Source organism: Streptomyces sp. NPDC058469, assembly GCF_042721125.1.
Taxonomy (GTDB): Bacteria; Actinomycetota; Actinomycetes; order Streptomycetales; family Streptomycetaceae; genus Streptomyces.
The window spans coordinates 22,964-43,098 of record NZ_JBHXME010000091.1; the positions used below are offsets into that span (position 1 = coordinate 22,964).

Sequence of the window (20,135 nt, forward strand, 5' to 3'; positions counted from 1 at the left end):
GCGTGGGGGGTGCGGTCAGTTGGCGGGTAGTTCCACGGTGATGCGGAGGCCGCCGGCGGTGCGCGGGGTGAGGGCGAGGGTGCCGTCGTGTGCGCCGGTGATGGTTTTGACGATCGCCAGGCCGAGGCCGACTCCCGAGTGGTCGGTGTGGAGGCGTTCGGTGCCGCGCTGGAAGGGCTCGGTGAGGGTCGAGACCTGGTGGGGGGTGAGCAGGTCGCCGGTGTTCTCGACCGTGAGGATCACGGACTTGGGGTGGACGGCGGTGGTCACCCACACGGTGCCCTGCTCGGGCAGGTTGTGGACGATCGCGTTCTGCACGAGGTTCGTGGTCAGTTGGAGCAGGAGCGGCTGCGATCCGCCCGTGAGGGCGATGTCGCCGCCGGTCTCGATGGTGACGCCGTGCTTTTCGGCGAGGGGGAGGAGTGTTTCGGTGGCCTCTTCCGCCAGGAGGGACAGGTCGATTCGTTCTCGGGTGAAGGGCCGCCGCTCGGCGCGGCTGAGCAGGAGCAGCGCCTCGGTGAGGTCGATGGCCCGGGTGTTGACAGCGTGGAGGCGGTCGACGAGTTCGCGGGTGTCGTGGTTCGGATCGGTACGGGCCACGTCGAGAAGTGCTTTCGAGATCGCCAGCGGGGTGCGCAACTCGTGCGAGGCGTTGGCCGCGAATCTCCGCTGTTCGGCGACGTGTGCTTCGAGCTGCGCGAACATCGTGTCGAAGGCGTCGGCGAGTTCGCGGAACTCGTCCTTGCGGCCCGGTAGCCGGATCCGGTGGGAGAGCGATCCGGTCGTGGCCATGCGGGTGGCGTAGGTGATCCGGGTCAGGGGGGTGAGCATGTGGCCGGCGAGGATCCACCCTCCCACGAGGCCGAACACCAGCAGGAACGCCAGTACCGCGGCTGCCCGCGGAGCGAAGACGTCCAGGAGGGCGGACCGGATGGGAAAAACACCATGCGTGGGCTGGTCGTCGGGGTTGATGAGCATCGCGCGGTCGGGGACATAACGCAGGAGGAACACCCACACCGCCGCGAGCAGCAGGGCACCGGCCACCATGAGGAATCCGGCGTAGCTGAGGGTGAGTTTGAGGCGAACGCTCAACCCGGGTGGCCTATCCACGGTCTTCTCCCTGGTGTCCGGCCGCCGGCTGAGTGTCGATGCGGTAGCCGACGCCCGGCTCGGTGGTGATGATCCAGGGTTCGCCGAGCCGCTTGCGCAGTGCCGAGACGGTGATGCGCACGGCGTTGGTGAACGGGTCGGCGTTCTCGTCCCACGCCCGCTCCAGCAGATCCTCGGCGCTGACGACACCGCCCTCGGCGGCGACGAGCACGTCGAGCACGGCGAACTGCTTCCTGGTCAGCGCGACATAGCGGCCGTCCCGGTAGACCTCTCTGCGGAACGGGTCGACGCGCAGGCCCGCGATCTCCCGCACGGGGGGCCTGTTGTGGGCGCGCCTGCGGTCGAGTGCCCGGAGCCGGAGCGTGAGTTCCTGGAGTTCGAAAGGCTTCGTGAGGTAGTCGTCGGCGCCGAGTTCGAACCCGGTGGTCTTGTCGTCGAGACGGTCGGCGGCGGTGAGCATGAGGATCGGCATGCCGCTGCCGGAAGCGACGATGCGGCGGGCGACCTCGTCGCCGGAGGGGCCGGGGATGTCGCGGTCCAGGACGGCGATGTCGTAGCTGTTGACGCTCAGCAGCTCCAGAGCGGTGTTCCCGTCACCGGCGATGTCGGCCGCGATCGCCGCCAGGCGCAGGCCGTCGCGGATGGCTTCTGCCAGATAGGGCTCGTCCTCGACGATCAGCACACGCATGGGTTCAATGCTAGGAGTCGGTACATATCGTCCGCGTATCGAAAACCCCATACGCGCCGGCAACACCGGGCTGCCCGAGGATGCGGAAGTGAACGGCAGCGAGCGAGGACGGGCGATGGCGCGGGTGGATGCGGCGGAGGCAGCTGACGGGGTGGATACGGCGGGCGTGGCGGACGCGGTGTATACGGCGGGTGTGGCGGGCGCGGTGTATACGGCGGGTGTGGCGGCCATGGCGGGCGCGGCGGGGGCCGGACCGGGCGGTGTCGATCGCTCGGGGACCGGTCCGGATGGTGTCGATCGCTCGGAGACCGGACCGGGTGGTGTCGATCGCTCGGACGCCGGACAGGGCTGCGCGGGCGCCGGCGCCGGCGCCGGGGACTGGCGTGCGCGGGTCCGTCGGGTGATCCGCAGTGGCTCCCGGCCGGGGCCCTGGAAGCGTGGTCCGGTGCTCGCGGCGTTGGCCCTGTTGCTCGGACTGGTCATGCTGCTGCACGCCCAGGTCCCGAACGTCGACGGCATCGGCAGTCTGGTGGAGAACCTCCTGCCGTGGTTCGGCGTGTTCATGCCGGTGCTGCTGGCCGGAGCGTTGTGGCGCCGGTCCGCCGCCGCGGTGGTCGCGCTGGTGCTGCCGGTCACGGTGTGGCTGAGCCTCTTCGGCGGGCTGCTCACCGACAAGTCCCACCCGGGCGGCGACCTCACCGTGGTCAGTCACAACGTCGGCGCCGGCAACCCCGACCCGGCCGGTACCGCCCGCGAACTGGCCGTCTCCGGCGCGGACTTGCTCGCGCTGGAGGAGCTGACCGAGCAGGCCCGGGGGACGTACGAGAAGGGGCTGGCGAAGGTGTACCCGTACCACGCGGTGCAGGGCACGGTGGGGCTGTGGAGCAAGCTGCCGCTGTCGGACACCCGGCCGGTCAATGTCGTACGGGGCGATGTCGGGCCGCTGGCGAAGACCCGGCCGGCCGACTCGGAGGCGGAGGACGAGATCCGGGCGCTGCGCACCACGGTGGCCACGGACCACGGGCCGCTGGCGGTGTACGTGGCGCACCTGGGGTCCGTGCGGGTCATGCCCAGGAACGGATTCTGGACGGACTCGCGGGACTTCGGCGCACGCGCGCTGGCCAAGGTGATCGCCGCCGAGCCGAACAAGCGGGTCGTAGTGCTCGGTGACCTCAACGGCACCACGGACGACCGCGCGTTCCACGGCCTCACCTCGCGGCTGAGCTCGGCCCAGGAAACGGCCGGGAACGGCTTCGGCTTCACCTGGCCGGCGTCCTTCCCGATCGCACGCATCGACCAGATTCTGGTACGGGGGGTGCGGCCGCGGAGTTCGTGGGTGCTGCCTGAGACCGGTAGCGATCACTTGCCGGTGGCGGCCCGGATCAGTTGGTGAGCGACGGTCGGTCACATATCGCGCGCGTATTCAAAACCGCATACGCGTCGGCAACACCGCGCTGCCTTGACTGAAGACATGTCCTTCAGTGAACCAGTGAGTCTGACCGTTGGCCCGATCGGCGCCGCCGAGCACCTGGCGTTCGTGCGGATGCAGCGGTCGGTCAGTTTTCTGCAGACCCCGGCGTGGGGCCGCGTCAAGACCGAGTGGCGCAGCGAGTCCCTCGGTTGGTACGACGGGCGTCAACTGGTCGGTGCCGGGCTCGTGTTGCACCGCCCGGTGCCGAAGCTCGACCGTTTCACGCTGGCTTACCTCCCCGAGGGCCCGGTCATCGACTGGACCGGCGAGATCGACGCGTGGCTCGACCCGTTGGCGACGTATCTCAAGAGGCACGGCGCGTTCGCGATACGGCTCGGGCCGCCGGTGTGCACGAACATCTGGAGCGCGGCCCAGGTCAAGGAGGGCCTCGCAGATTCGGGCGTCCGGCGACTCACGGAGCTGTCCGCCCAGTGGCTCGACCCGGTCGGCGCCCGCGTGACGGGCCGACTCAGGGACGCCGGCTGGCTGCCGCAGAGCCCGGCGGACGGCTTCGGCGTCGGGCACCCGCAGTTCAAGTACGAGATCCCCCTGGCCGGCCGAACCGAGGACGACCTCCTCAAGGGCATGAACCAGCTCTGGCGGCGCAACATCAAGAAGGCGGCCAAGGAGGGGGTCGAGGTCACGGTCGGGGGCATGGCCGGGGTTGCGGCCGGGGCCCAGGTCGAGGACACGCTCGGTCGGGACCTGAAGGTGTTCCACGACCTCTACGTCCACACCGCCGAGCGCGACCACTTCACACCCCGCCCGCTGCGCTACTTCGAGACCATGTTCGCGGCACTGAGCGCCGAGGACCCCGACCGGATCAAGCTCTATCTGGCCCACCACCAGGGCGACTTGGTCGCCGCCACGATCCTGGTCCGCGTCGGCGCCCACGCCTGGTACTCCTACGGCGCCTCCTCCACCGAGAAGCGCGAGGTACGCGGCTCCAACGCCTGCCAGTGGGCGATGATCCGCGACGCGTCGGCAGCCGGCTGCGACGTCTACGACCTGCGCGGCATCACCCCCACCCTCGACGCGGACGACCCGCACGTCGGGCTGGTCCGGTTCAAGGTCGGTACCGGGGGTCAGGCGGTGCGGTACGTCGGGGAGTGGGACTTGCCGCTGCGGCCGTTGGTCTACCGGGCGTTCGACCTCTATATGAGGCGCCGGGCACATATCGCCGACGTATCGAAAACGGCATACGCGCGGGCAACACCACATCACCTTGACTGAACGAATGACGGGCATCACGATTTATGGCTGCGGACAGGACGAGGCCGCAATGTTCCGGGAGTTGGCACCCCGCTTCGGTGTCGTCCCGACCATCACCCAGGCGCCGGTATCCGAAGCGAACACTCAACTGGCCTCCGGAAACAGGTGTGTCAGCGTCAGCCACAAAACGCCGATCACGAACTCCGTTCTTCTCGCGCTCAGTCGAGCCTGCGTGGCGTACATCTCCACGAGGAGCATCGGCCGTAACCACATCGACGTGGACTACGCGAACCGTGTCGGTATAACTGTCGAGAACATCGCCTATTCACCCGACAGCGTGGCCGACTACACGGTGATGTTGATGCTGATGGCGATACGGAACGCGAGATCCACGGTCCGCCGCACGGACGCGCACGACTACAGGCTGAACCGGGTGCGCGGCAGGGAACTGCGCGACCTGACCGTCGGCGTCGTCGGAACAGGGCGTATCGGTACGGCTGTTGTGGCCAGGCTGCGGGGTTTCGGCGGTCGCGTCCTGGCCCATGACAGCCGTCCCAAGACGGTCGCCGACCACGTCCCGCTCGACGAGTTGCTGCGGCGGAGCGACATCGTGACGCTCCACGCACCGCTCACCGCGGACACGCGCCATCTCCTCGACCGCCGACGCATCGAGCGGATGAAATACGGCGCGTTCGTCATCAACACCGGACGCGGTCCGCTGCTCGACACCGAGGCCCTTGCCGCGGCACTGGAAAGCGGCCGGTTGGGCGGTGCGGCGCTGGACGTCCTCGAAGGAGAGGAAGGGATCTTCTACGCCGACCGCAGAAACAAACCCATCGACAACAAGACGTTGTTGCGGCTGCACGAGTTGCCGAACGTGCTCATCAGTCCGCACACCGCCTATTACACGGACCACGCCCTGAGGGACACGGTCGAAAACTCCCTCACCAACTGTCTGGCATTCGAAAGCGGGGATCAGCATGGCTAGGTTGAAGATCGCGATCCTGTTCGGCGGGTGCTCCGAAGAACACCCTGTCTCTGTCAAGTCCGCGCAAGAGGTCGCGCGGAATCTCGACACCGCGAAGTACGAACCGTTCTATATCGGGATCACGAAGAGCGGTGCCTGGAAGCTCTGCGACGGGCCCGGCCCGGACTGGGAAAATGGCCGGTGCCGTCCGGCCGTGCTGTCACCGGACAGGGGCGTCCGCGGGCTGCTCGTCCTGGAGCAGGGGCGATACGAGACGATCGGCGTGGACGTCGTACTGCCCGTCCTGCACGGCACGCTCGGCGAAGACGGCGCGATACAGGGCCTGTTGGAGCTCTCCGGCATCCCCTACGTCGGCTGCGATGTCCAGAGTTCCGCCGTCTGCATGGACAAGTCCCTCGCCTACGTCGTCGCCGGAAGCGCGGGTATCGCCACACCGAGTTTCTGGACCGTCACGGGCAAGGAGGACGACATCGACCCCGACCGGCTCACCTATCCCGTCTTCGTGAAGCCGGCCCGTTCGGGTTCGTCGTTCGGGGTCAGCAAGGTGTCCCGGAAAGGGGAACTCCCCAGTGCGGTGGACCTCGCGCGGCAGTACGACTCGAAGGTGCTGATCGAAGAGGCCGTCGTCGGCAGCGAGATCGGCTGCGCCGTCCTGGGGAACGAACCGGACGTGGTCGTGGGCGAAGTGGATCGCATCGCCCTGTCCCACGGACTCTTCCGGATCCATCAGGAGGACGAACCCGAGACCGGTTCCGAGAACTCGACGGCGATCGTCCCCGCCGATATCCCGGAGGAGTCGCGCACGCGCGTCCAGGAGACGGCGAAGGCGGTGTACCGGGCCCTGGGATGCGGGGGACTCGCACGCGTGGACATGTTCCTCAAGGGCGACGGGGAAGTGGTCCTCAACGAGGTCAACACCCTGCCCGGAATGACCTCGTACAGCCGTTATCCGAGAATGATGGCAGCCGCGGGACTGCCGCTCGCCGAGGTGATCGACCGACTGGTGTCATCGGCATTGGAGTTGGCGGGGAAAATCCGATGAAGGACGACTTCGTCTTCGTGGACGAGCACATACCCGGAATACGCTGGGACGCCAAGTACGCCACCTGGGACAACTTCACCGGCAGACCGGTGGACGGATACCTGGCCAATCGCATTGTCGGTACGAGGGCTTTGTGCGCGGCCCTGGAAGAGGCGCAGGAAAAGGCCGAAACCCTGGGCTTCGGCCTGCTCCTCTGGGACGGCTACCGCCCCCAACGCGCCGTGGATTGCTTCCTGCGCTGGTCACGCGGCCCCGAGGACGACCGGACCAAGCCGCGCCACTATCCGAACATCGACAGAGCCGCCATGTTCGAGAAGGGGTACGTGGCCGCCAGATCGGGCCACAGCCGGGGCGGCACGGTTGACTTGACGCTGTATCACCTGGATAACGGTGAACTGGCTCCCATGGGTGGCCATCATGACCTGATGGATTCCATCTCGCACCATGGAGCGAAAGGGATCACGTATGCGGAGACGGAAAACCGTCACCATCTGCGCTCCCTCATGGATTCCTGCGGTTTCAGCGCATATGACAACGAGTGGTGGCATTACGTACTGAAATCAGAACCGCATCCGGACACCTATTTCGACTTTCCCATCACGTAACCGATCCGGCCTGAGGAGCCGGTGTCGGGTAGCGTCGAATCATGAAGGCTGTGATTCGGACCCGAAGCCTCCCGGGGCTGCTGCTGGCCCTGCTGCTCGCCGCCCTGACCATGGCGTCCCCGGCCGCCGCGGACACCGGCGTCTCGACGATCGGGCAGGCCCTGCGCAAGGGTCCCGTCTACGTCGACCCGGCGGCTTCCGGGCTGTCGTCCGCCGACGCGCTCGCGCAGCGGATCAAGAAGGCGGACAAGCCGGTGTTCATCACGGTCCTCCCCGCCGACTACCCGACGGCGAAGCTCTTCACGAACCTCCGCACCGCCACCGGCGTCACCGACCTCTACGCGATCCGCCTCGGCGACCGTTTCGACGCCCGTGCGGACTCCTCCGTCCTGTCGAACGCCGCCGTGAAGAACCTGGTCAGCAGCGTGCAGGGCGAGGACGCGAAGACCCAGCTCGCCGACTTCACCGACCGAGCCCTCGCCGGCATGGGCGGCTCGGCGCCGGCGTCCTGGGGCGGCTCCTCGGACAACGGCGGGGGAGTCTCCGGAACAGCGCTGATCGTCGCGGGCGGGGTGCTGGTGGCCGGCGGCGCGGGGGCGTACACCCTCGTACGCCGCAGCCGCCGCCGCAGGCAGGAGGAGCAGCGCGCGGCGCTGGACAAGCTGCGGGTGGTGGTCGACGAGGACATCACGGCCTTCGGCGAGGAACTGGACCGCCTCGAATTCCACCCGGCGGAGCCCGGCGCCGACGACGCGATGCGCGCGGACTACGAACGGGCCCTCGACGCCTACGAACAGGCGAAGTCGTACATGGCGGCGGCCACGAAACCCGAGGACGTCCGGTCGGTCACCCAGGCCCTGGAGGACGGCCGCTTCTCGCTCGCCCAACTCGCCGCCCGCCGCGAGGGCCGCCCCCTGCCCGAGCGCCGCGCCCCCTGCTTCTTCGACCCGCGCCACGGCCCCTCGGTCGCCGACGCCACCTGGACCCCGTCCGGCGGCGCACCCCGCGAGGTCCCGGTCTGCGCGGCCGACCAGGCCCGCCTCGCCGACGGCCAGGACCCGATGATCCGCGAGGTCGACACGGACTACGGCCGCCGCCCGTACTGGGACGCCGGCCCGGCCTACGGCCCCTGGGCAGGCGGCTACTTCGGCGGCGGCCTCCTCCCCGGACTCCTCGTCGGCACGGTCCTCGGCAGCATGATGTCCGCCCCGTCCTACGCCTCCGACTACGGCACGGGCTACGGCGACTTCGGCAGCGGCGGCTACGACGGCGGCGACGTCTCCGGCGCGAACTTCGACCCCAACGACTTCGGCGGGGGCTTCGGCGACGGCGGGGGAGGGGACTTCGGGGGCGGCGGGGACGGTGGCGGCGGAGGGGACTTCGGCGGAGGCTTCTGAACCCGATCGGGGCGGTCAGCGCGCAGCGACCCGCACTTGTACTTGGTCGACGGGCACCAACTCGGTTGCCATGGCCGCATGGTGCACCGGCTCCTTGACCCGCAGGTCGACGCTCACGGATCCGGCCGCCCAGACGCCCACGACCTCCGTCCGATCCAGCTGGCCGTACAACTCGGCGGCACCGGAGAAGTCGGCCGAGAGGATGTGTTCCAGCACGGCTCGCTCGGAGACGTTCAACGGGTGGGGGTCAATGGACAGGGGAACAGGCCGATCATCCCTCGATGCCTGAACTCTGCCCCCTCAGGCTTTTCCAGCCTCCCCGGTCTCCTCCCCCGTCTCCTCCGCGGCCGCATCCGCCAGCCGTTCCATCAACGCCCCCGCCAGCTCCAGCACCCCCCGCTCCGTAGCACTCAGCGACGCCAACGCCCCCGCCAACCACACATCCCGCTCGACCATGTCCCGGTCCAGCGCGTGCCGCCCCTTCGCCGTCAGCGTGAGGACGGACTGGCGCCGGTCCACGGTGCCGGGCTCGCGTGCGATCAGCCCCTCCGTCTCCAGTTCGGCGAAGACGCGGGTGAGGGACTGCGGGCGCTGCCGCTCGGCCACCGCGACCTCGCCGGGGGTGGCCGACCCGTGCCGGTGCAGGTGCCCGAGGACGATCAGCTGGTTCGGGCTGAGCCCGGCCTCGTTGCCGCGCTCCTGCCGCAGCCGCCGGTTCAGCCGTACGACGCCACGACGGATGCGGGCGGCCTCGGAGAGATGATCCATGACAGATATAGTACGCGCAGTCTTACTATTCAAAGCCCAATAACCCCGCTATCATCGCGATAGTGACCGCAAAACTAATAAGCAACGCGTACGAAGCGGCCCTGACGATGGCCGCCGTGCTGCTCTGCTGGGGCGTCGCCCTCTGGCTGGAGGGTGCCGCCGGACTCCACACCGACGTGCTCGTCCTCGCGGTCGCCCTGTCCTTCACCCTGGCCCGCTCCCAGCGCACCGCCGACACCCGCCGCCGGCTCACCGCGCTCGTCCTGCTGCCCGTCACGGCCGGCGCCTCGATCTTCGTCGGCAGGCTGCTCGCCTCCCACTACACGCTCGGCGCCGCCGTCTTCACGGCGGGCATGGCGCTGGCCATCTGGATCCGTCGCTACGGCCCGGCCGCCACCAAGGCCGGCACTCTGCTCGCCCTCCCGCTCGTGGCGCTCCTCGTCGTCCCCGGCCCCGCGCTGCCGCCCAAGTCGCAGGGCGGGCTGGTGACTTGGGGCTGGGCGGCGTTGGTCGGGGCGGTGGCGTGCGGCGGGGTGTGGTTGGTGCAAGGGGTGGGGGACCGGTTCGGGCCCCGCCACTGGCGTGCGGAACCCGCCCCCGAACAACCACCGCGCCGCTCCCGCCTCCACCCCCGCCCCAGCACCCGCATGGCCCTCCAGATGGCGGCCGGTATCGCCGCCGCCTTCGTCCTCGGTCATCTCCTCTTCGACGACCACTGGCCGTGGGTCGTCCTCACCGCGTACGTCGCCGCCAGCGGCAACCACGGCCGAACCGACGTACTGCGCAAGGGAATCGAGCGCCTCGCCGGAGCCACGGTCGGCACCCTGCTGGCCGCGGGCGTCGCGGCGATCGGCTTCACCGGCGACGTCTCCGTGGCGCTGATGTTCGGCGTCCTCACGGTGGCGTTGTGGCTGCGGCCCCTCAACTACGCCTACTGGGCTGCCGGAATGACCTGCGCCCTCTCCCTCCTCCTCGGCTACTTCGGCCAGGACGCCCTGAGCCTGCTGCCCACCCGGCTCGAAGGGATCGCGGTCGGGGCGGTGTTGTCGGTGGCGGCGGCATGGTGGCTGCTGCCCGTGCCGCGCGCCCGCCGTCAGTTCGTCCACGGCACGACGAGCCCCGTCTCGTAGGCCGTCACCACGGCCTGCGTACGCTCGCGCAGCCCCAGTTTGGACAGGATCCGGCTGACGTGTGTCCTCACCGTCTCCTCGCCCACGCGCAGCCGCTCGGCGAGGTCGACGCGGGCGGGTCAGGGCAAGTCTCGTACGAGGACCAGTTCGCGCACCGATTCCGTGTCGAGCCGGGCCAGGGCCGCGGTGATCCCGTCCAGGAAGACTGCCTGCCCCCGGTTGTTGTGCACGTGGATCAGGTTCCCGGTCACCTCCTGCCCGCCGGCCTCTCGCCGTACCCAGACCACGCCGCGCGTGCCCGGCCCCGGCCCCCGGACGGCCCGGACGATGTCGCTCCAGTCGTTCACGGGTACGTGCTCGAAGCGCGGGAAGTAGCGGCGATTCAGCCGGCTCCACCAGCCGGGCGCCTCGTGAGCCGGCTGCCAGGGCAGGGCGACCGACGGGTTGCCTTCGACCATGGTGTGGACGGAGGTGACACAGCCGCGGGCGTTGATTCTGCGGTTCTGGCCGGTGACCCGGCGAGCGGCCTCCTCCGGCGACACCGGTTCCAGGTCCGCGAAAGGCGCGCTCGATGCCGGGTGGAAGGGGAAGCCGCCGATCTTGGGGACCACGACGGAGGCCGCCAGCATCGGTGTGCGAGGGAAGCCGGGCTGGTTCAGGGTGCGGCAGGCCATCAACCAGGACGTGCTCGTCTCGTGCACGGGGTGCGGCACGGCGAGTTCGACCAGCCCGCCGTAGAGCGCGTCGAGCCATGCCGTTGCCCGCTGGGTGGGGTCCGTGACGGCGACCGTCATCTGTCTGCCTCTGTCCGTCGTCCGTCCTTCGCGCGTCAGGCCGCGTCGTCCCATACGGCGGCCAGCGCCGTGATCCGGTCCTTGTACTCCAGGGCCTCGCGCCACTCCGGCACCCAGTAGAGGAGGCCGTGCTTGGCCCCGGCGAAGGCTCCCGCCAGGGCCGCGATCGAGTCGGAGTCGCCGGACGAGTGGGAGGCGCGCATGACCGATGCGCGTGCGTGGCCGCCGACGACCAGGAAGCAGTACAGGGCCGTGGCGAGGGCCTCCTCGGCGACCCAGCCGGCGCCGACCACCTCGGACGGGTCCAGCTCCGAGTCCTTGGCGCGCAGGGCGGTGGCCGCGGTGTCCAGGGCGCGCAGGCACTCGTCCCACCCGAAGGCGATGAACGCCGCCGGGTCGGGGGCGCCCGCCTTGGCGTACAGGTCGCCCAGCCAGTCGGCGTGGTAAGTGTGGCGGGACTCCTGCGCGTAGGCGCGGAGGCGGGGGAGGAGTTCGGCGATGGGGCAGTTGTGTGCCAGGAGCCAGGTGGCGTGGGCGGTGAGGTCGCTCGCCGCCAGCGCGGTGGGGTGGCCGTGGGTCAGGGCCGCCTGCAACTGGGCGATTCCTGCCCGCTGTTCGGCGCTCAGGCCGGGGATGAGGGCGACCGGTGTGACGCGCATGTTGGCGCCGCAGCCCTTGGAGCCGAGGACGGTGGCGTCCTGCCAACGCAGGCCGCGTTCCAGGTTGGTGCAGGCGGTGAGGCAGGTCTGGCCGGGGGCGCGGTTGTTGTCCGGGTCGTGCAGCCAGGCCACGAAGTGCTTGCGCAGGGCGGCTTCGACCGTGGCCGGGGTGAGGGCCGTAGCGGCTGCGGCCGCGTCTCGGGTCCCTCGGATCCGTCGGGTTCCGGGGGCGGGGGTACCGGAGGCGGGGGCACCGGCGCTCGCTTCCAGCAGTGCTTCGCCGACGGCCAGGGCCATCTGCGTGTCGTCGCTGACCCGGACGATGTCACCTTCCGAAAGTGGTAGGCCCATCTCGCGCCACGGACCGAACTTCGCGGTGATCTGCGCCAGGTTCAGGAACTCGGTGGGGTAGCCCATGGCGTCACCGATGGCCAGACCGAAGAGGGAGGCGGCGGCGGCCTTTCTGACGCGTTCCACACGGGGGTGGCCGGCGAGTTCCTTGAGTGCCTGCAAGCTCGTGGCCTCGGCGAGGGAACCCTCGACAATGTGCGATGAGCTGGAGGAAGGCCACTGCTCGACAAGCTCGGTCACCGCCTGGGACGGCGTGAGCCCGCGGGCCCTGGCCGCCACAAGCCGTCTGCCCCACACGGCACCCAAGTTGACGCCGTCGTCGCCTCTCTTCCTGAGCGGGACCCAACTCGCCGCCTCGTCCTCGTCGTTGAACCACAAGTAGCCGAGCAGGTCGTTCCCGTTGTCGGCCACAGCCACGTAGCGCACGGGACCGCTCGTCCGGAACGCGTAGCGTGGCGGCCCTCCGGAGACGATGATGCCCGCCCCGTCGTCCTCGTGGATTCGAGGGTTGGTCGTTCGCTTGACGAAGCGGGGCTTGGCGTCATGGTCGGAGTTCATCTGAGCTTTCCTCTTCCGCTACTTCGGCAGTACGTCGCCGTAGATGTGCCACTGGCCGTTTTCCAGAAAGGCGCGAGTCACCTCGTACGAGGTGCCGCGTCCGAGGAGCAGCTCCCGCTCACCCATACCGAACGTGCCGACGTTCTCTACCCATAGTGCCGGAGTTCCAGCAGGGACCCGGAGGTGCAAAATGCCTTCCTTGTTCGCGAATGCGGGCACGGCGCCGTTGTCGCCGAGCGAGGTGGACATGTAGCCCTCGTCTGTGAGCGTTTTGCCGACGAGCTCGTCGGGTGCAGTGGCCCCCAAGTGGCCGACGCCTTGGCCGCGGACCACTGTGAGGTCCTGCGGCACCGGGGTTCCGGCCAGCGCCTTGTCCGTGTTCTCGATATTCCGGAGGACGTCCGGAGTACCCAGGTCGGCGTTGCCGCGGAGGTACCCGTTCATTTCGTTGTAGGTGGCGTTTTTTGGATTCGGCTCACCCAAGTCGTTCGTGTAGTCCAAGAGCGACTTTTTCGTTGATTCGGGGAGATTGTCTGCATATTCGTTCCAGACGTCCCTTCCGTATGAAATTGCCGCGTCCGTGTCCGGGAACGCGTGCGCCCCGTCATACAGTTCGGCAGAGGCTGTCGCGTGCTTCTGCTCGGAGCTGAGCTTGTCGAAGTCATCGTGCGAGAGCTTCTGGGCGTCCTGGAGGCCGTCGTTGAGGTGATCGAGCGACGGATGCTGGTCGTCCAGGAACTTCTGCGCCATCCCGGACTCGACCGAGTCCGCGTGCACGCCCGCCTTGCTCAGGTCCTCCCCGTACCGCACCCCCTTGGCGCCCAGGGTGGACGCCGCGCCCTCCGCGCCCTCCTCCATGGCCAGCCGTAGCCCGCCCTTGGCCAGGCCCGCGCCCTTGGTCCCGACGAGTTCGGGGATGAGACGGCCGATGAACTCGGAGGGGTCCTTCTTGAAGCCGTCGACGGCGGCCTGGAGGACACGCTCGGGGTGGGCGGCGGTGGAGACCAGACCGGAGAGCGTCATGTTGACGTTCTGGTAGTACGCGGCCGGGTGCGTCAGCGCGTAGGGGTCCATCGGGTTGAGACCGCGGGCGAGGTTGACCAGGCCCGCGGTGCCCTTGAGGATGCCGCCGGTGACGTGGGCGAGTTCCATCTGGGACGCCTGATAGCCGTCGGTGACGTCGTTCCGGATCCGGTCCAGCGGGGGCGGCTCGGCCGGCGCGTGGGCGAGAGCCGCCTTGATGGCGGCGGCGGCCTTGGCGGATGCCTCGTTACGGCCTCGGCGGGCGTCGTCAAGGATGTCCGCGGCCTTGTTCATGTCGGCCTTGCCCACGGATTCGTCGAAGGGGTCGGGCTTCGGGCCGGGGTCCTCGCCGGCCAGGGCCTTGACGTTGTAGGCGCCGACCTTCTTGTTGTATGCCTCGGCCGCGGTCTCGTAGGATTTCGTGCCCCGCTTGTAGAGGTCGATGGCCTCATGGGCCTTGTCCTGCGCCCACTTGATGGTGTCCGCGTACGAGTCAAGGGCCGTGGCCGCGTCCTCGCAGGCATCGGCGGCCTGCAGCCACTTGGTGGGGTGCATCTCGAACTTCTCGCGGAAGGCGTTTCCGGCCTCGCCGGTCCACCCCGACGAGCCCACCTTCTTCATGCCCTGCCCGACATCGTCGAAGGCGGTGTGGAAGTCCTTCAGGTGCTTGGCGCTCTCCCGGACCTTGCCAGGGTTGCCGTGCACCAGCTCGGTCGGGTCCTCGGTGTGGCCCAGGCGCTGCTCGCTGGGGGTGGCGCCCAGGTCCGCGGCCACATGGTCGCCCGCGCTGTGGACCCAGTCACCGGCCTTGTCCAGACCGACGTAGTCGAGGCCGTCGCCCAGCTTGTCGCTGCCGTAGTCGACTGCCTCGCCGAGCTTCTCCTTGCCCGAGTCGATCAGGTTCTCGCCGACCTTCAGGCCGGAGTTCAGACCGTCCTCGATGTCGCCGACGACATCGCCGAGGCCCATCAACCGCCGCCCTCGCCCGGCGCACCCTGCTGTTGCCGCGCCGCCTGGGCACGTTCCTCGGCGGACGGGCCGAAGTTGTTGTCGAGCCACTGCTCGTACTCGGCGTCGGACACCCCGAACGTGGTGTGCAGGTTCTCCGGGTTCAGGCCCAGCGGGCCCACGGTGGACGAGGTCATCACGTCCCGGCCGGCGTCCTTCCAGCCCTGCTCGACGTTCGCTTCGGCCTGCTGCCACGAGTCGGCGCTGAAGTCCGTGTTGCCGCTGTAGATCCCGGACTTGTAGATGTCGCCCCAGCCCTGCCGGGTGACCTCGTCCTCGGACGCGTACGGGTTGCCGATCGCCGCGTTCGCGACGACCTTGAACGTCCCCTCGACGTACTGCTCGGTCTCGTAGTACGTGCCCGCCGACAGGCCGACGCCTTGCGCGAACCCGTTCCCCTCGTTGATCAGCGTGCGCACGCCCCACTCCCAGCGTGTGCAGAAGGAGTCGAACGCGCCCGTGACATCGTCCGTGCCCAGATCGAGTCCGGACAGGCCGATGGAGTCGAAGCCGCGCCCGGCTCCGGCCACACCGACCATGCCCAGTTCCTTGAGCTCACCGAGCGCCTCCGTCAGGCCCTTCGCGATGAGTTCCAGACCCTCCGCCTTCAGGTCCTCGCCGACCCCGGTACCGCCGGCGTCCGCTCTCATGCCACATCCCGCGTCGTGTCGTCGTCACCGTCGATCGCCGCCTCGTCCGGCACGATCCCTCGCACCGGCGGGAACACCATCCCGTCCGGTCCGTCCGCGCAGTCCAGCGCCACTCCGCACGGGACTCCCGCTGTGGGCACCGCAACGTCCAGCAACCTGGCGCCGAGGATCGACTGGTACGTCCACTCGCGGGCGTACTCGCCGCGTGCCTGGGCGTAGCGGGCCAGGGCCTGTTCATCGGAGAAGGCAAGGATGAAGCGGATACCGTCGAAGTCCGCGGTGAGCAGGCCGCGTTCCTCGTCCGGGCCGGGTCCGTCACCGAGCGGAACCAGGACCGCCGTGCGGCGAAACTCGCCCAGCAGCTTCGCAAACGCCTGCCTGCGGGCCGCCACCTCGTGGTCCTCGGGAGGAGGATCATCCTGGGGTGGCTTCAGTGCTTCGGCCGGCGCCGGCGCCGGTACCGCGTCCTGTGCGGCCGGATCGGCGCGCTCTGCGGGGGCGTTCGGCTTGAGCCAGTCCGGTGTGGACGCATCCGAGTTGCTCGATCCCGGCGTGGTCATGTCCGCATAATCAGCAAACGGTGACCTTCGAGCCTGTGCGGGCAGCGAGGAACTCCCCCCGTTGTCAACCATGGCGGCATCCTCACACCTAGGCGTTCTCGATTGCAACGCGAGGTACCGTCGAGGCCGTGGCCGAGCTGCAGACCCAGGTGCGCAGGGCGGAACCGGCCGAGCCCGGGGAGACTAGCCCCCATGCATGAACTCACCCGCCCCGAAGCCCGCCGAATCGCCGTCCAGGCCCAACTCCTCGACGCCGAACGCCCCACCGAACTCCACGCCGTCGTAAGCCAGTTGACTCTCCTCCAGATCGACCCCATCGCCGCCGTCGCCCCCAACGCCGACCTGGTCGCCTGGAGCCGCCTCGGCTCGTCGTACGCACCGGACGAGCTGTCGGCGGCGCTCAAGAAGAGGACCCTCCTCGAACTCCGCGCGATGATCCGCCCGAGCGAGGACCTGGCGCTCTACCGCGCCGACATGGCGGTATGGGAGAAGGAATCGAAGCACTACCGCGAGTGGGTCGCCGCCAACGACGCGTGCAGGCGCGACATTCTGGAGCGGCTCGGCAGTCAAGGGCCGCTCATCTCACGGGAGTTGCCCGACACGTGTGAGGTGCCGTGGAAGTCGTCGGGCTGGACCCACAACCGCAACGTCAGCCAGCTCCTGGAGCTGATGGTGCTGAGGGGTGAGGTCGCGATCGCGGGGCGCGCGGGACGCCAAAGGCTCTGGGACCTCGCCTCACGCGTCTATCCCGACGAACCCGCCGTCCCGCTCGAAGACGCGCGCCGCCTCCGCAACGAACGACGGTTGCGCGCACTCGGTATCGCCCGGGCCACCGGCACCGCGCTCCCGGTCGAACCCGCCGTCGTCGGCGAGGCCGGCGAACCGGCCGTCGTCGAGGGGGTGAAGGGGGAGTGGCGCGTCGATCCGGCGTACCTGAACCGGCCGTTCGCCGGGCGGGCGGCACTGCTCTCCCCGTTCGACCGGCTCATCCACGACCGGAAGCGCACCACCGAACTCTTCGGCTACGACTACCAGTTGGAGATGTACAAGCCGGCCGAGAAGCGCCGCTGGGGTTACTTCGCACTACCGATCCTGTACGGCGATCAGCTCGTCGGAAAGCTCGACGCCACAGCCGACCGCAAGGCCGGCGTGCTCCTGGTGAACGCCGTCCATCAGGACGTGGAGTTCACCCGGAGCATCGCCGATGCCGTGGAGGCCGAGATCGAGGATCTCGCGGTCTGGCTCAACCTCAGGCGCTCTTGATCGCCGAGATGTCGAAGTTCAGCTTGATCTTGTCGGAGACGAGGACGCCACCGGTCTCCAGGGTCGCGTTCCAGGTGATGCCCCACTCGGAGCGCAGGATCTCGGCCTTGCCCTCGAAGCCGACGCGCTCGTTGCCGAACGGGTCCTTCGCCGCGCCGTTGAACTCCAGGTCGATGGTGAGCGGCTTGGTGGTGCCGAGGATCTCCAGGTCACCGGTGATGCGGTAGTCGTCGCCGCCGAGGGCCTCGGCCGAGGTGGAGCGGAAGGTCATCGTGGGGAACTCGTCCGTCTTGAAGAAGTCCGCGCTCTTGAGGTGACCGTCGCGGTCCGGCGAACCGGTGTCGATGCTCTGCATCGTGACGTCGAGGGACGCGGTGGACTTGGCCGGGTCCGAACCGTCCAGGTGCAGCGTGCCGGAGAAGTCGAGGAACTTGCCCTTGACGTTGGTGACCATCGCGTGGCGGGCGGTGAAGCCGAGCGTGGTGTGCGCCGGGTCGATGGTGTAGTCGCCGGTCAGCGCGGCCAGGTCGGGGTTGACGGCGGCGGGTGCCGAGGTGGTGGTGTCGGTGTCGTCGCTCTTGCGGCCGAAGATGCCCATGACGTGCTCCTAAGGGGGACGGAATCAGAAGGCTGAGGAACCGGGTGGAATCTGTTGAACGTTCAACGATGCGAACAAGAAGGACCGTAGACCTATTCCATTCAATTTTCAACATCATCCGCAGCGTGTTCTGTCAACTACTACGAGTACGCTCTCCCGGCGGACCCGGCAACGCGGGGGTCGGCGGGAATCACTCTGGAGATGGCATCCGCCGCACATGAATGTGAGGTGGCTCTCAGCTGTCGGCTTTGTGTAACCCCTACAACCAGCATGCCCTGTGAGCAGTCGGATTGGCTGCATGCCGGTGAGGTTCTGTTCAGGGGTACCAGGAAAACGGGCCGGAGACTGTGCAGAGTCGACGGCGCCCTTTCCTCGGTGTCCTTCGTAGGGTCAGTACATGACCGTTTTGGATGAGGCGCCGGGTGAGCCGACGGACGCGCGCGGGCGAGTGGCCGAGCTGCACGAGATCCGTGCGCGGGCACTGGCCGGCCCGAGCGAGAAGGCGACCGAGGCGCAGCACGCCAAGGGGAAGCTGACCGGCCGGGAGCGCATCGACCTGCTCCTCGACCCCGGGTCCTTCCGCGAGGTCGAGCAGCTGCGTCGGCACCGCGCCGTCGGCTTCGGCCTGGAGGCCAAGAAGCCGTACACCGACGGTGTCATCACCGGCTGGGGCACGGTCGAGGGCCGCACGGTCTTCGTGTACGCGCACGACTTCCGGATCTTCGGCGGCGCGCTGGGCGAGGCCCACGCCACGAAGATCCACAAGATCATGGACATGGCCATCGCGGCCGGGGCTCCGCTGGTGTCGCTGAACGACGGCGCGGGTGCCCGTATCCAGGAGGGCGTCAGCGCCCTCGCCGGCTACGGCGGCATCTTCCAGCGCAACACCCGGGCGAGCGGGGTCATCCCGCAGATCAGCGTCATGCTCGGCCCGTGTGCCGGCGGCGCCGCCTACTCGCCCGCCCTCACCGACTTCGTCTTCATGGTCCGCGAGACGTCCCAGATGTTCATCACCGGCCCGGACGTCGTCAAGGCGGTCACCGGCGAGGAGATCTCGCAGAACGGCCTCGGCGGCGCCGACGTGCACGCCGAGACCTCCGGCGTCTGCCACTTCGCCTACGACGACGAGGAGACCTGCCTCGCCGAGGTGCGCTACCTCCTGTCGATGCTCCCGCAGAACAACCGCGAGAACCCGCCCCGCGCGGAGTCGAGCGACGAGGCCGAGCGCCGCTCGGACATCCTGCTGGACCTGGTCCCGGCCGACGGCAACCGGCCGTACGACATGACCAAGGTCATCGAGGAGATCGTCGACGACGGCGACTACCTGGAGATCCACGAGCGCTGGGCCCGCAACATCATCTGCGCGCTGGCCCGCCTCGACGGCCAGGTCGTCGGCATCGTCGCCAACCAGCCGCAGACGCTCGCGGGCGTCCTGGACATCGAGGCCAGCGAAAAAGCTGCGCGCTTTGTCCAGATGTGTGACGCTTTTAACATTCCGATCGTTACGTTCCTGGACGTTCCGGGATTCCTTCCCGGCGTCGACCAGGAGCACGGCGGAATCATCCGGCACGGAGCGAAGCTGCTCTACGCGTACTGCAACGCCACCGTGCCGAGGATTTCGCTCATCCTGCGCAAGGCGTACGGAGGTGCCTACATCGTCATGGACAGCCAGTCCATCGGCGCCGACCTCACCTACGCCTGGCCCACCAACGAGATCGCCGTGATGGGCGCCGAAGGTGCCGCCAACGTCATCTTCCGCCGCCAGATCGCCGACGCCGAGGACCCCGAGGCGATGCGGACGCGCATGGTCAAGGAGTACAAGTCCGAGCTGATGCACCCGTACTACGCGGCTGAGCGCGGACTCGTCGACGACGTCATCGACCCGGCCGAGACCCGCGAAGTACTCATCCAGTCGCTCGCGATGCTGCACACCAAGCACGCCGACCTGCCCTCGCGCAAGCACGGCAACCCCCCGCAGTAATCCAGCGGATTCCTCGCGGTACACCCGCGGAAACCTCATCCACGGAGACTGAGACCTATGAGCACCCCTGACATTCGTGTCGAGAAGGGCCACGCCGAGCCCGAGGAAGTCGCCGCCATCACGGCCGTCCTCCTGGCCCGCGCCGCGGCCGCCCCGGCGACCGAGCCCCACCGCCCCCTCCCCAAGGCCGGCTGGCGCCGCCTGGAGCGCGAGGGCGGCTTCCGCGCCCCGCACAGCTGGCACTGAGCCTTCAGCGCGTTCACGGCCCCACTCTCCTGC

The 20,135-nt window shown here is 68.7% G+C and carries 20 protein-coding genes and 1 pseudogene; 10 read left to right on the forward strand and 11 right to left on the reverse strand.

The genetic code is table 11. The features are described 5' to 3' along the window. Positions 1-15: 15 nt before the first annotated feature. Both ACFWP5_RS31780 and ACFWP5_RS31785 read right to left on the reverse strand, forming a co-directional pair. Positions 16-1,110, reverse strand: a complete 1,095-nt coding sequence (locus ACFWP5_RS31780) for a sensor histidine kinase (RefSeq protein WP_384164214.1) — start codon at positions 1,108-1,110, stop codon at positions 16-18. Beyond that, positions 1,103-1,798 carry a response regulator transcription factor gene (locus ACFWP5_RS31785; protein WP_384164217.1) on the reverse strand — a complete coding sequence of 232 codons (696 nt, stop codon included), beginning with the start codon at positions 1,796-1,798 and terminating at the stop codon, positions 1,103-1,105. Before ACFWP5_RS31785 ends, ACFWP5_RS31780 begins: the two co-directional genes overlap by 8 nt. A gap of 229 nt (positions 1,799-2,027) precedes the next feature. Here ACFWP5_RS31785 and ACFWP5_RS31790 point away from each other — a divergent pair, with 229 nt between their 5' ends. From ACFWP5_RS31790 to ACFWP5_RS31815, 6 genes are all read left to right on the forward strand, one after another. Beyond that, positions 2,028-3,191, forward strand: a complete 1,164-nt coding sequence (locus ACFWP5_RS31790; protein ID WP_384164265.1) for an endonuclease/exonuclease/phosphatase family protein — start codon at positions 2,028-2,030, stop codon at positions 3,189-3,191. 78 nt (positions 3,192-3,269) lie between these two features. After that, the gene (locus tag ACFWP5_RS31795; RefSeq protein WP_384164220.1) at positions 3,270-4,502 is read left to right on the forward strand and encodes a lipid II:glycine glycyltransferase FemX; all 1,233 of its coding nucleotides are present in this window, start codon (positions 3,270-3,272) and stop codon (positions 4,500-4,502) included. Between the two features lie 4 nt (positions 4,503-4,506). Beyond that, entirely contained in the window at positions 4,507-5,469 is a 963-nt protein-coding gene (locus tag ACFWP5_RS31800; protein WP_384164267.1) for a D-isomer specific 2-hydroxyacid dehydrogenase family protein, read from the forward strand. Next, on the forward strand, positions 5,462-6,511 hold the full coding sequence (vanA-Sc, locus tag ACFWP5_RS31805) for a D-alanine--(R)-lactate ligase VanA-Sc (RefSeq protein WP_384164223.1): 1,050 nt from the start codon (positions 5,462-5,464) through the stop codon (positions 6,509-6,511). The genes ACFWP5_RS31800 and vanA-Sc overlap by 8 nt, the downstream gene beginning before the upstream one ends. After that, on the forward strand, positions 6,508-7,116 hold the full coding sequence (gene vanX, locus ACFWP5_RS31810) for a D-Ala-D-Ala dipeptidase VanX (RefSeq protein WP_384164226.1): 609 nt from the start codon (positions 6,508-6,510) through the stop codon (positions 7,114-7,116). Before vanA-Sc ends, vanX begins: the two co-directional genes overlap by 4 nt. Before the next feature lie 41 nt (positions 7,117-7,157). Further along, entirely contained in the window at positions 7,158-8,513 is a 1,356-nt protein-coding gene (locus tag ACFWP5_RS31815) for a hypothetical protein (RefSeq protein WP_384164229.1), read from the forward strand. Positions 8,514-8,528: 15 nt separating this feature from the next. On the opposite strand, the gene ACFWP5_RS31820 is transcribed toward ACFWP5_RS31815, so the two are convergent. Both ACFWP5_RS31820 and ACFWP5_RS31825 read right to left on the reverse strand, forming a co-directional pair. After that, entirely contained in the window at positions 8,529-8,750 is a 222-nt protein-coding gene (locus ACFWP5_RS31820) for a hypothetical protein (RefSeq protein WP_384164232.1), read from the reverse strand. A gap of 63 nt (positions 8,751-8,813) precedes the next feature. After that, entirely contained in the window at positions 8,814-9,281 is a 468-nt protein-coding gene (locus tag ACFWP5_RS31825) for a MarR family winged helix-turn-helix transcriptional regulator (RefSeq protein WP_384164235.1), read from the reverse strand. Between the two features lie 62 nt (positions 9,282-9,343). Here ACFWP5_RS31825 and ACFWP5_RS31830 point away from each other — a divergent pair, with 62 nt between their 5' ends. Next, on the forward strand, positions 9,344-10,411 hold the full coding sequence (locus ACFWP5_RS31830; protein WP_384164238.1) for an FUSC family protein: 1,068 nt from the start codon (positions 9,344-9,346) through the stop codon (positions 10,409-10,411). Here ACFWP5_RS31830 and ACFWP5_RS31835 read toward each other — a convergent pair. The 6 genes and pseudogenes from ACFWP5_RS31835 to ACFWP5_RS31860 form a co-directional block, all read right to left on the reverse strand. Further along, positions 10,375-10,518 (reverse strand): annotated as a pseudogene (locus ACFWP5_RS31835) (response regulator transcription factor); the annotation flags it as partial. The gene ACFWP5_RS31830 and the pseudogene ACFWP5_RS31835 sit on opposite strands and share 37 nt — an antisense overlap. A 12-nt stretch (positions 10,519-10,530) precedes the next feature. Then, entirely contained in the window at positions 10,531-11,205 is a 675-nt protein-coding gene (locus ACFWP5_RS31840) for a toxin glutamine deamidase domain-containing protein (RefSeq protein ID WP_384164241.1), read from the reverse strand. Between the two features lie 35 nt (positions 11,206-11,240). Further along, the gene (locus ACFWP5_RS31845) at positions 11,241-12,341 is read right to left on the reverse strand and encodes an ADP-ribosylglycohydrolase family protein (protein WP_384164270.1); all 1,101 of its coding nucleotides are present in this window, start codon (positions 12,339-12,341) and stop codon (positions 11,241-11,243) included. A 450-nt stretch (positions 12,342-12,791) separates the two neighbouring features. Then, positions 12,792-14,765: a putative T7SS-secreted protein gene (locus ACFWP5_RS31850; RefSeq protein ID WP_384164244.1), complete on the reverse strand. Its 1,974-nt coding sequence runs from the start codon at positions 14,763-14,765 to the stop codon at positions 12,792-12,794. Further along, positions 14,765-15,454 carry a hypothetical protein gene (locus tag ACFWP5_RS31855; RefSeq protein ID WP_384164248.1) on the reverse strand — a complete coding sequence of 230 codons (690 nt, stop codon included), beginning with the start codon at positions 15,452-15,454 and terminating at the stop codon, positions 14,765-14,767. Before ACFWP5_RS31855 ends, ACFWP5_RS31850 begins: the two co-directional genes overlap by 1 nt. Then, complete coding sequence (locus ACFWP5_RS31860; protein ID WP_384164250.1) at positions 15,451-16,014, reverse strand: hypothetical protein; 564 nt, start codon at positions 16,012-16,014, stop codon at positions 15,451-15,453. Before ACFWP5_RS31860 ends, ACFWP5_RS31855 begins: the two co-directional genes overlap by 4 nt. A gap of 192 nt (positions 16,015-16,206) precedes the next feature. On the opposite strand from ACFWP5_RS31860, the gene ACFWP5_RS31865 reads away from it, so the two are divergent. Continuing rightward, positions 16,207-17,277 carry a DNA glycosylase AlkZ-like family protein gene (locus ACFWP5_RS31865; protein ID WP_384164253.1) on the forward strand — a complete coding sequence of 357 codons (1,071 nt, stop codon included), beginning with the start codon at positions 16,207-16,209 and terminating at the stop codon, positions 17,275-17,277. Here the strand turns inward: ACFWP5_RS31865 and ACFWP5_RS31870 are convergent. Beyond that, on the reverse strand, positions 17,264-17,875 hold the full coding sequence (locus tag ACFWP5_RS31870) for a YceI family protein (protein WP_384164256.1): 612 nt from the start codon (positions 17,873-17,875) through the stop codon (positions 17,264-17,266). The genes ACFWP5_RS31865 and ACFWP5_RS31870 overlap by 14 nt on opposite strands. A 397-nt stretch (positions 17,876-18,272) precedes the next feature. Here ACFWP5_RS31870 and ACFWP5_RS31875 point away from each other — a divergent pair, with 397 nt between their 5' ends. Together ACFWP5_RS31875 and ACFWP5_RS31880 are read left to right on the forward strand one after the other, a co-directional pair. Next, the gene (locus tag ACFWP5_RS31875; RefSeq protein ID WP_384164259.1) at positions 18,273-19,856 is read left to right on the forward strand and encodes an acyl-CoA carboxylase subunit beta; all 1,584 of its coding nucleotides are present in this window, start codon (positions 18,273-18,275) and stop codon (positions 19,854-19,856) included. A 57-nt stretch (positions 19,857-19,913) separates the two neighbouring features. Continuing rightward, positions 19,914-20,102: an acyl-CoA carboxylase subunit epsilon gene (locus ACFWP5_RS31880; RefSeq protein ID WP_384164262.1), complete on the forward strand. Its 189-nt coding sequence runs from the start codon at positions 19,914-19,916 to the stop codon at positions 20,100-20,102. The last annotated feature ends 33 nt before the right edge of the window (positions 20,103-20,135 follow it).

What these genes read in the sequence shown, in the direction of transcription:
- ACFWP5_RS31785 (WP_384164217.1), bottom strand. Translation starts at nt 1,798, where the DNA reads ATGCGTGTGCTGATCGTCGAGGACGAGCCCTATCTGGCAGAAGCCATC.
- ACFWP5_RS31790 (WP_384164265.1), top strand. Translation starts at nt 2,028, where the DNA reads ATGGCGGGCGCGGCGGGGGCCGGACCGGGCGGTGTCGATCGCTCGGGG.
- ACFWP5_RS31795 (WP_384164220.1), top strand. Translation starts at nt 3,270, where the DNA reads ATGTCCTTCAGTGAACCAGTGAGTCTGACCGTTGGCCCGATCGGCGCC.
- ACFWP5_RS31800 (WP_384164267.1), top strand. Translation starts at nt 4,507, where the DNA reads ATGACGGGCATCACGATTTATGGCTGCGGACAGGACGAGGCCGCAATG.
- vanA-Sc (WP_384164223.1), top strand. Translation starts at nt 5,462, where the DNA reads ATGGCTAGGTTGAAGATCGCGATCCTGTTCGGCGGGTGCTCCGAAGAA.
- vanX (WP_384164226.1), top strand. Translation starts at nt 6,508, where the DNA reads ATGAAGGACGACTTCGTCTTCGTGGACGAGCACATACCCGGAATACGC.
- ACFWP5_RS31815 (WP_384164229.1), top strand. Translation starts at nt 7,158, where the DNA reads ATGAAGGCTGTGATTCGGACCCGAAGCCTCCCGGGGCTGCTGCTGGCC.
- ACFWP5_RS31825 (WP_384164235.1), bottom strand. Translation starts at nt 9,281, where the DNA reads ATGGATCATCTCTCCGAGGCCGCCCGCATCCGTCGTGGCGTCGTACGG.
- ACFWP5_RS31840 (WP_384164241.1), bottom strand. Translation starts at nt 11,205, where the DNA reads ATGACGGTCGCCGTCACGGACCCCACCCAGCGGGCAACGGCATGGCTC.
- ACFWP5_RS31850 (WP_384164244.1), bottom strand. Translation starts at nt 14,765, where the DNA reads ATGGGCCTCGGCGATGTCGTCGGCGACATCGAGGACGGTCTGAACTCC.
- ACFWP5_RS31855 (WP_384164248.1), bottom strand. Translation starts at nt 15,454, where the DNA reads ATGAGAGCGGACGCCGGCGGTACCGGGGTCGGCGAGGACCTGAAGGCG.
- ACFWP5_RS31860 (WP_384164250.1), bottom strand. Translation starts at nt 16,014, where the DNA reads ATGACCACGCCGGGATCGAGCAACTCGGATGCGTCCACACCGGACTGG.
- ACFWP5_RS31865 (WP_384164253.1), top strand. Translation starts at nt 16,207, where the DNA reads ATGCATGAACTCACCCGCCCCGAAGCCCGCCGAATCGCCGTCCAGGCC.
- ACFWP5_RS31870 (WP_384164256.1), bottom strand. Translation starts at nt 17,875, where the DNA reads ATGGGCATCTTCGGCCGCAAGAGCGACGACACCGACACCACCACCTCG.
- ACFWP5_RS31875 (WP_384164259.1), top strand. Translation starts at nt 18,273, where the DNA reads ATGACCGTTTTGGATGAGGCGCCGGGTGAGCCGACGGACGCGCGCGGG.
- ACFWP5_RS31880 (WP_384164262.1), top strand. Translation starts at nt 19,914, where the DNA reads ATGAGCACCCCTGACATTCGTGTCGAGAAGGGCCACGCCGAGCCCGAG.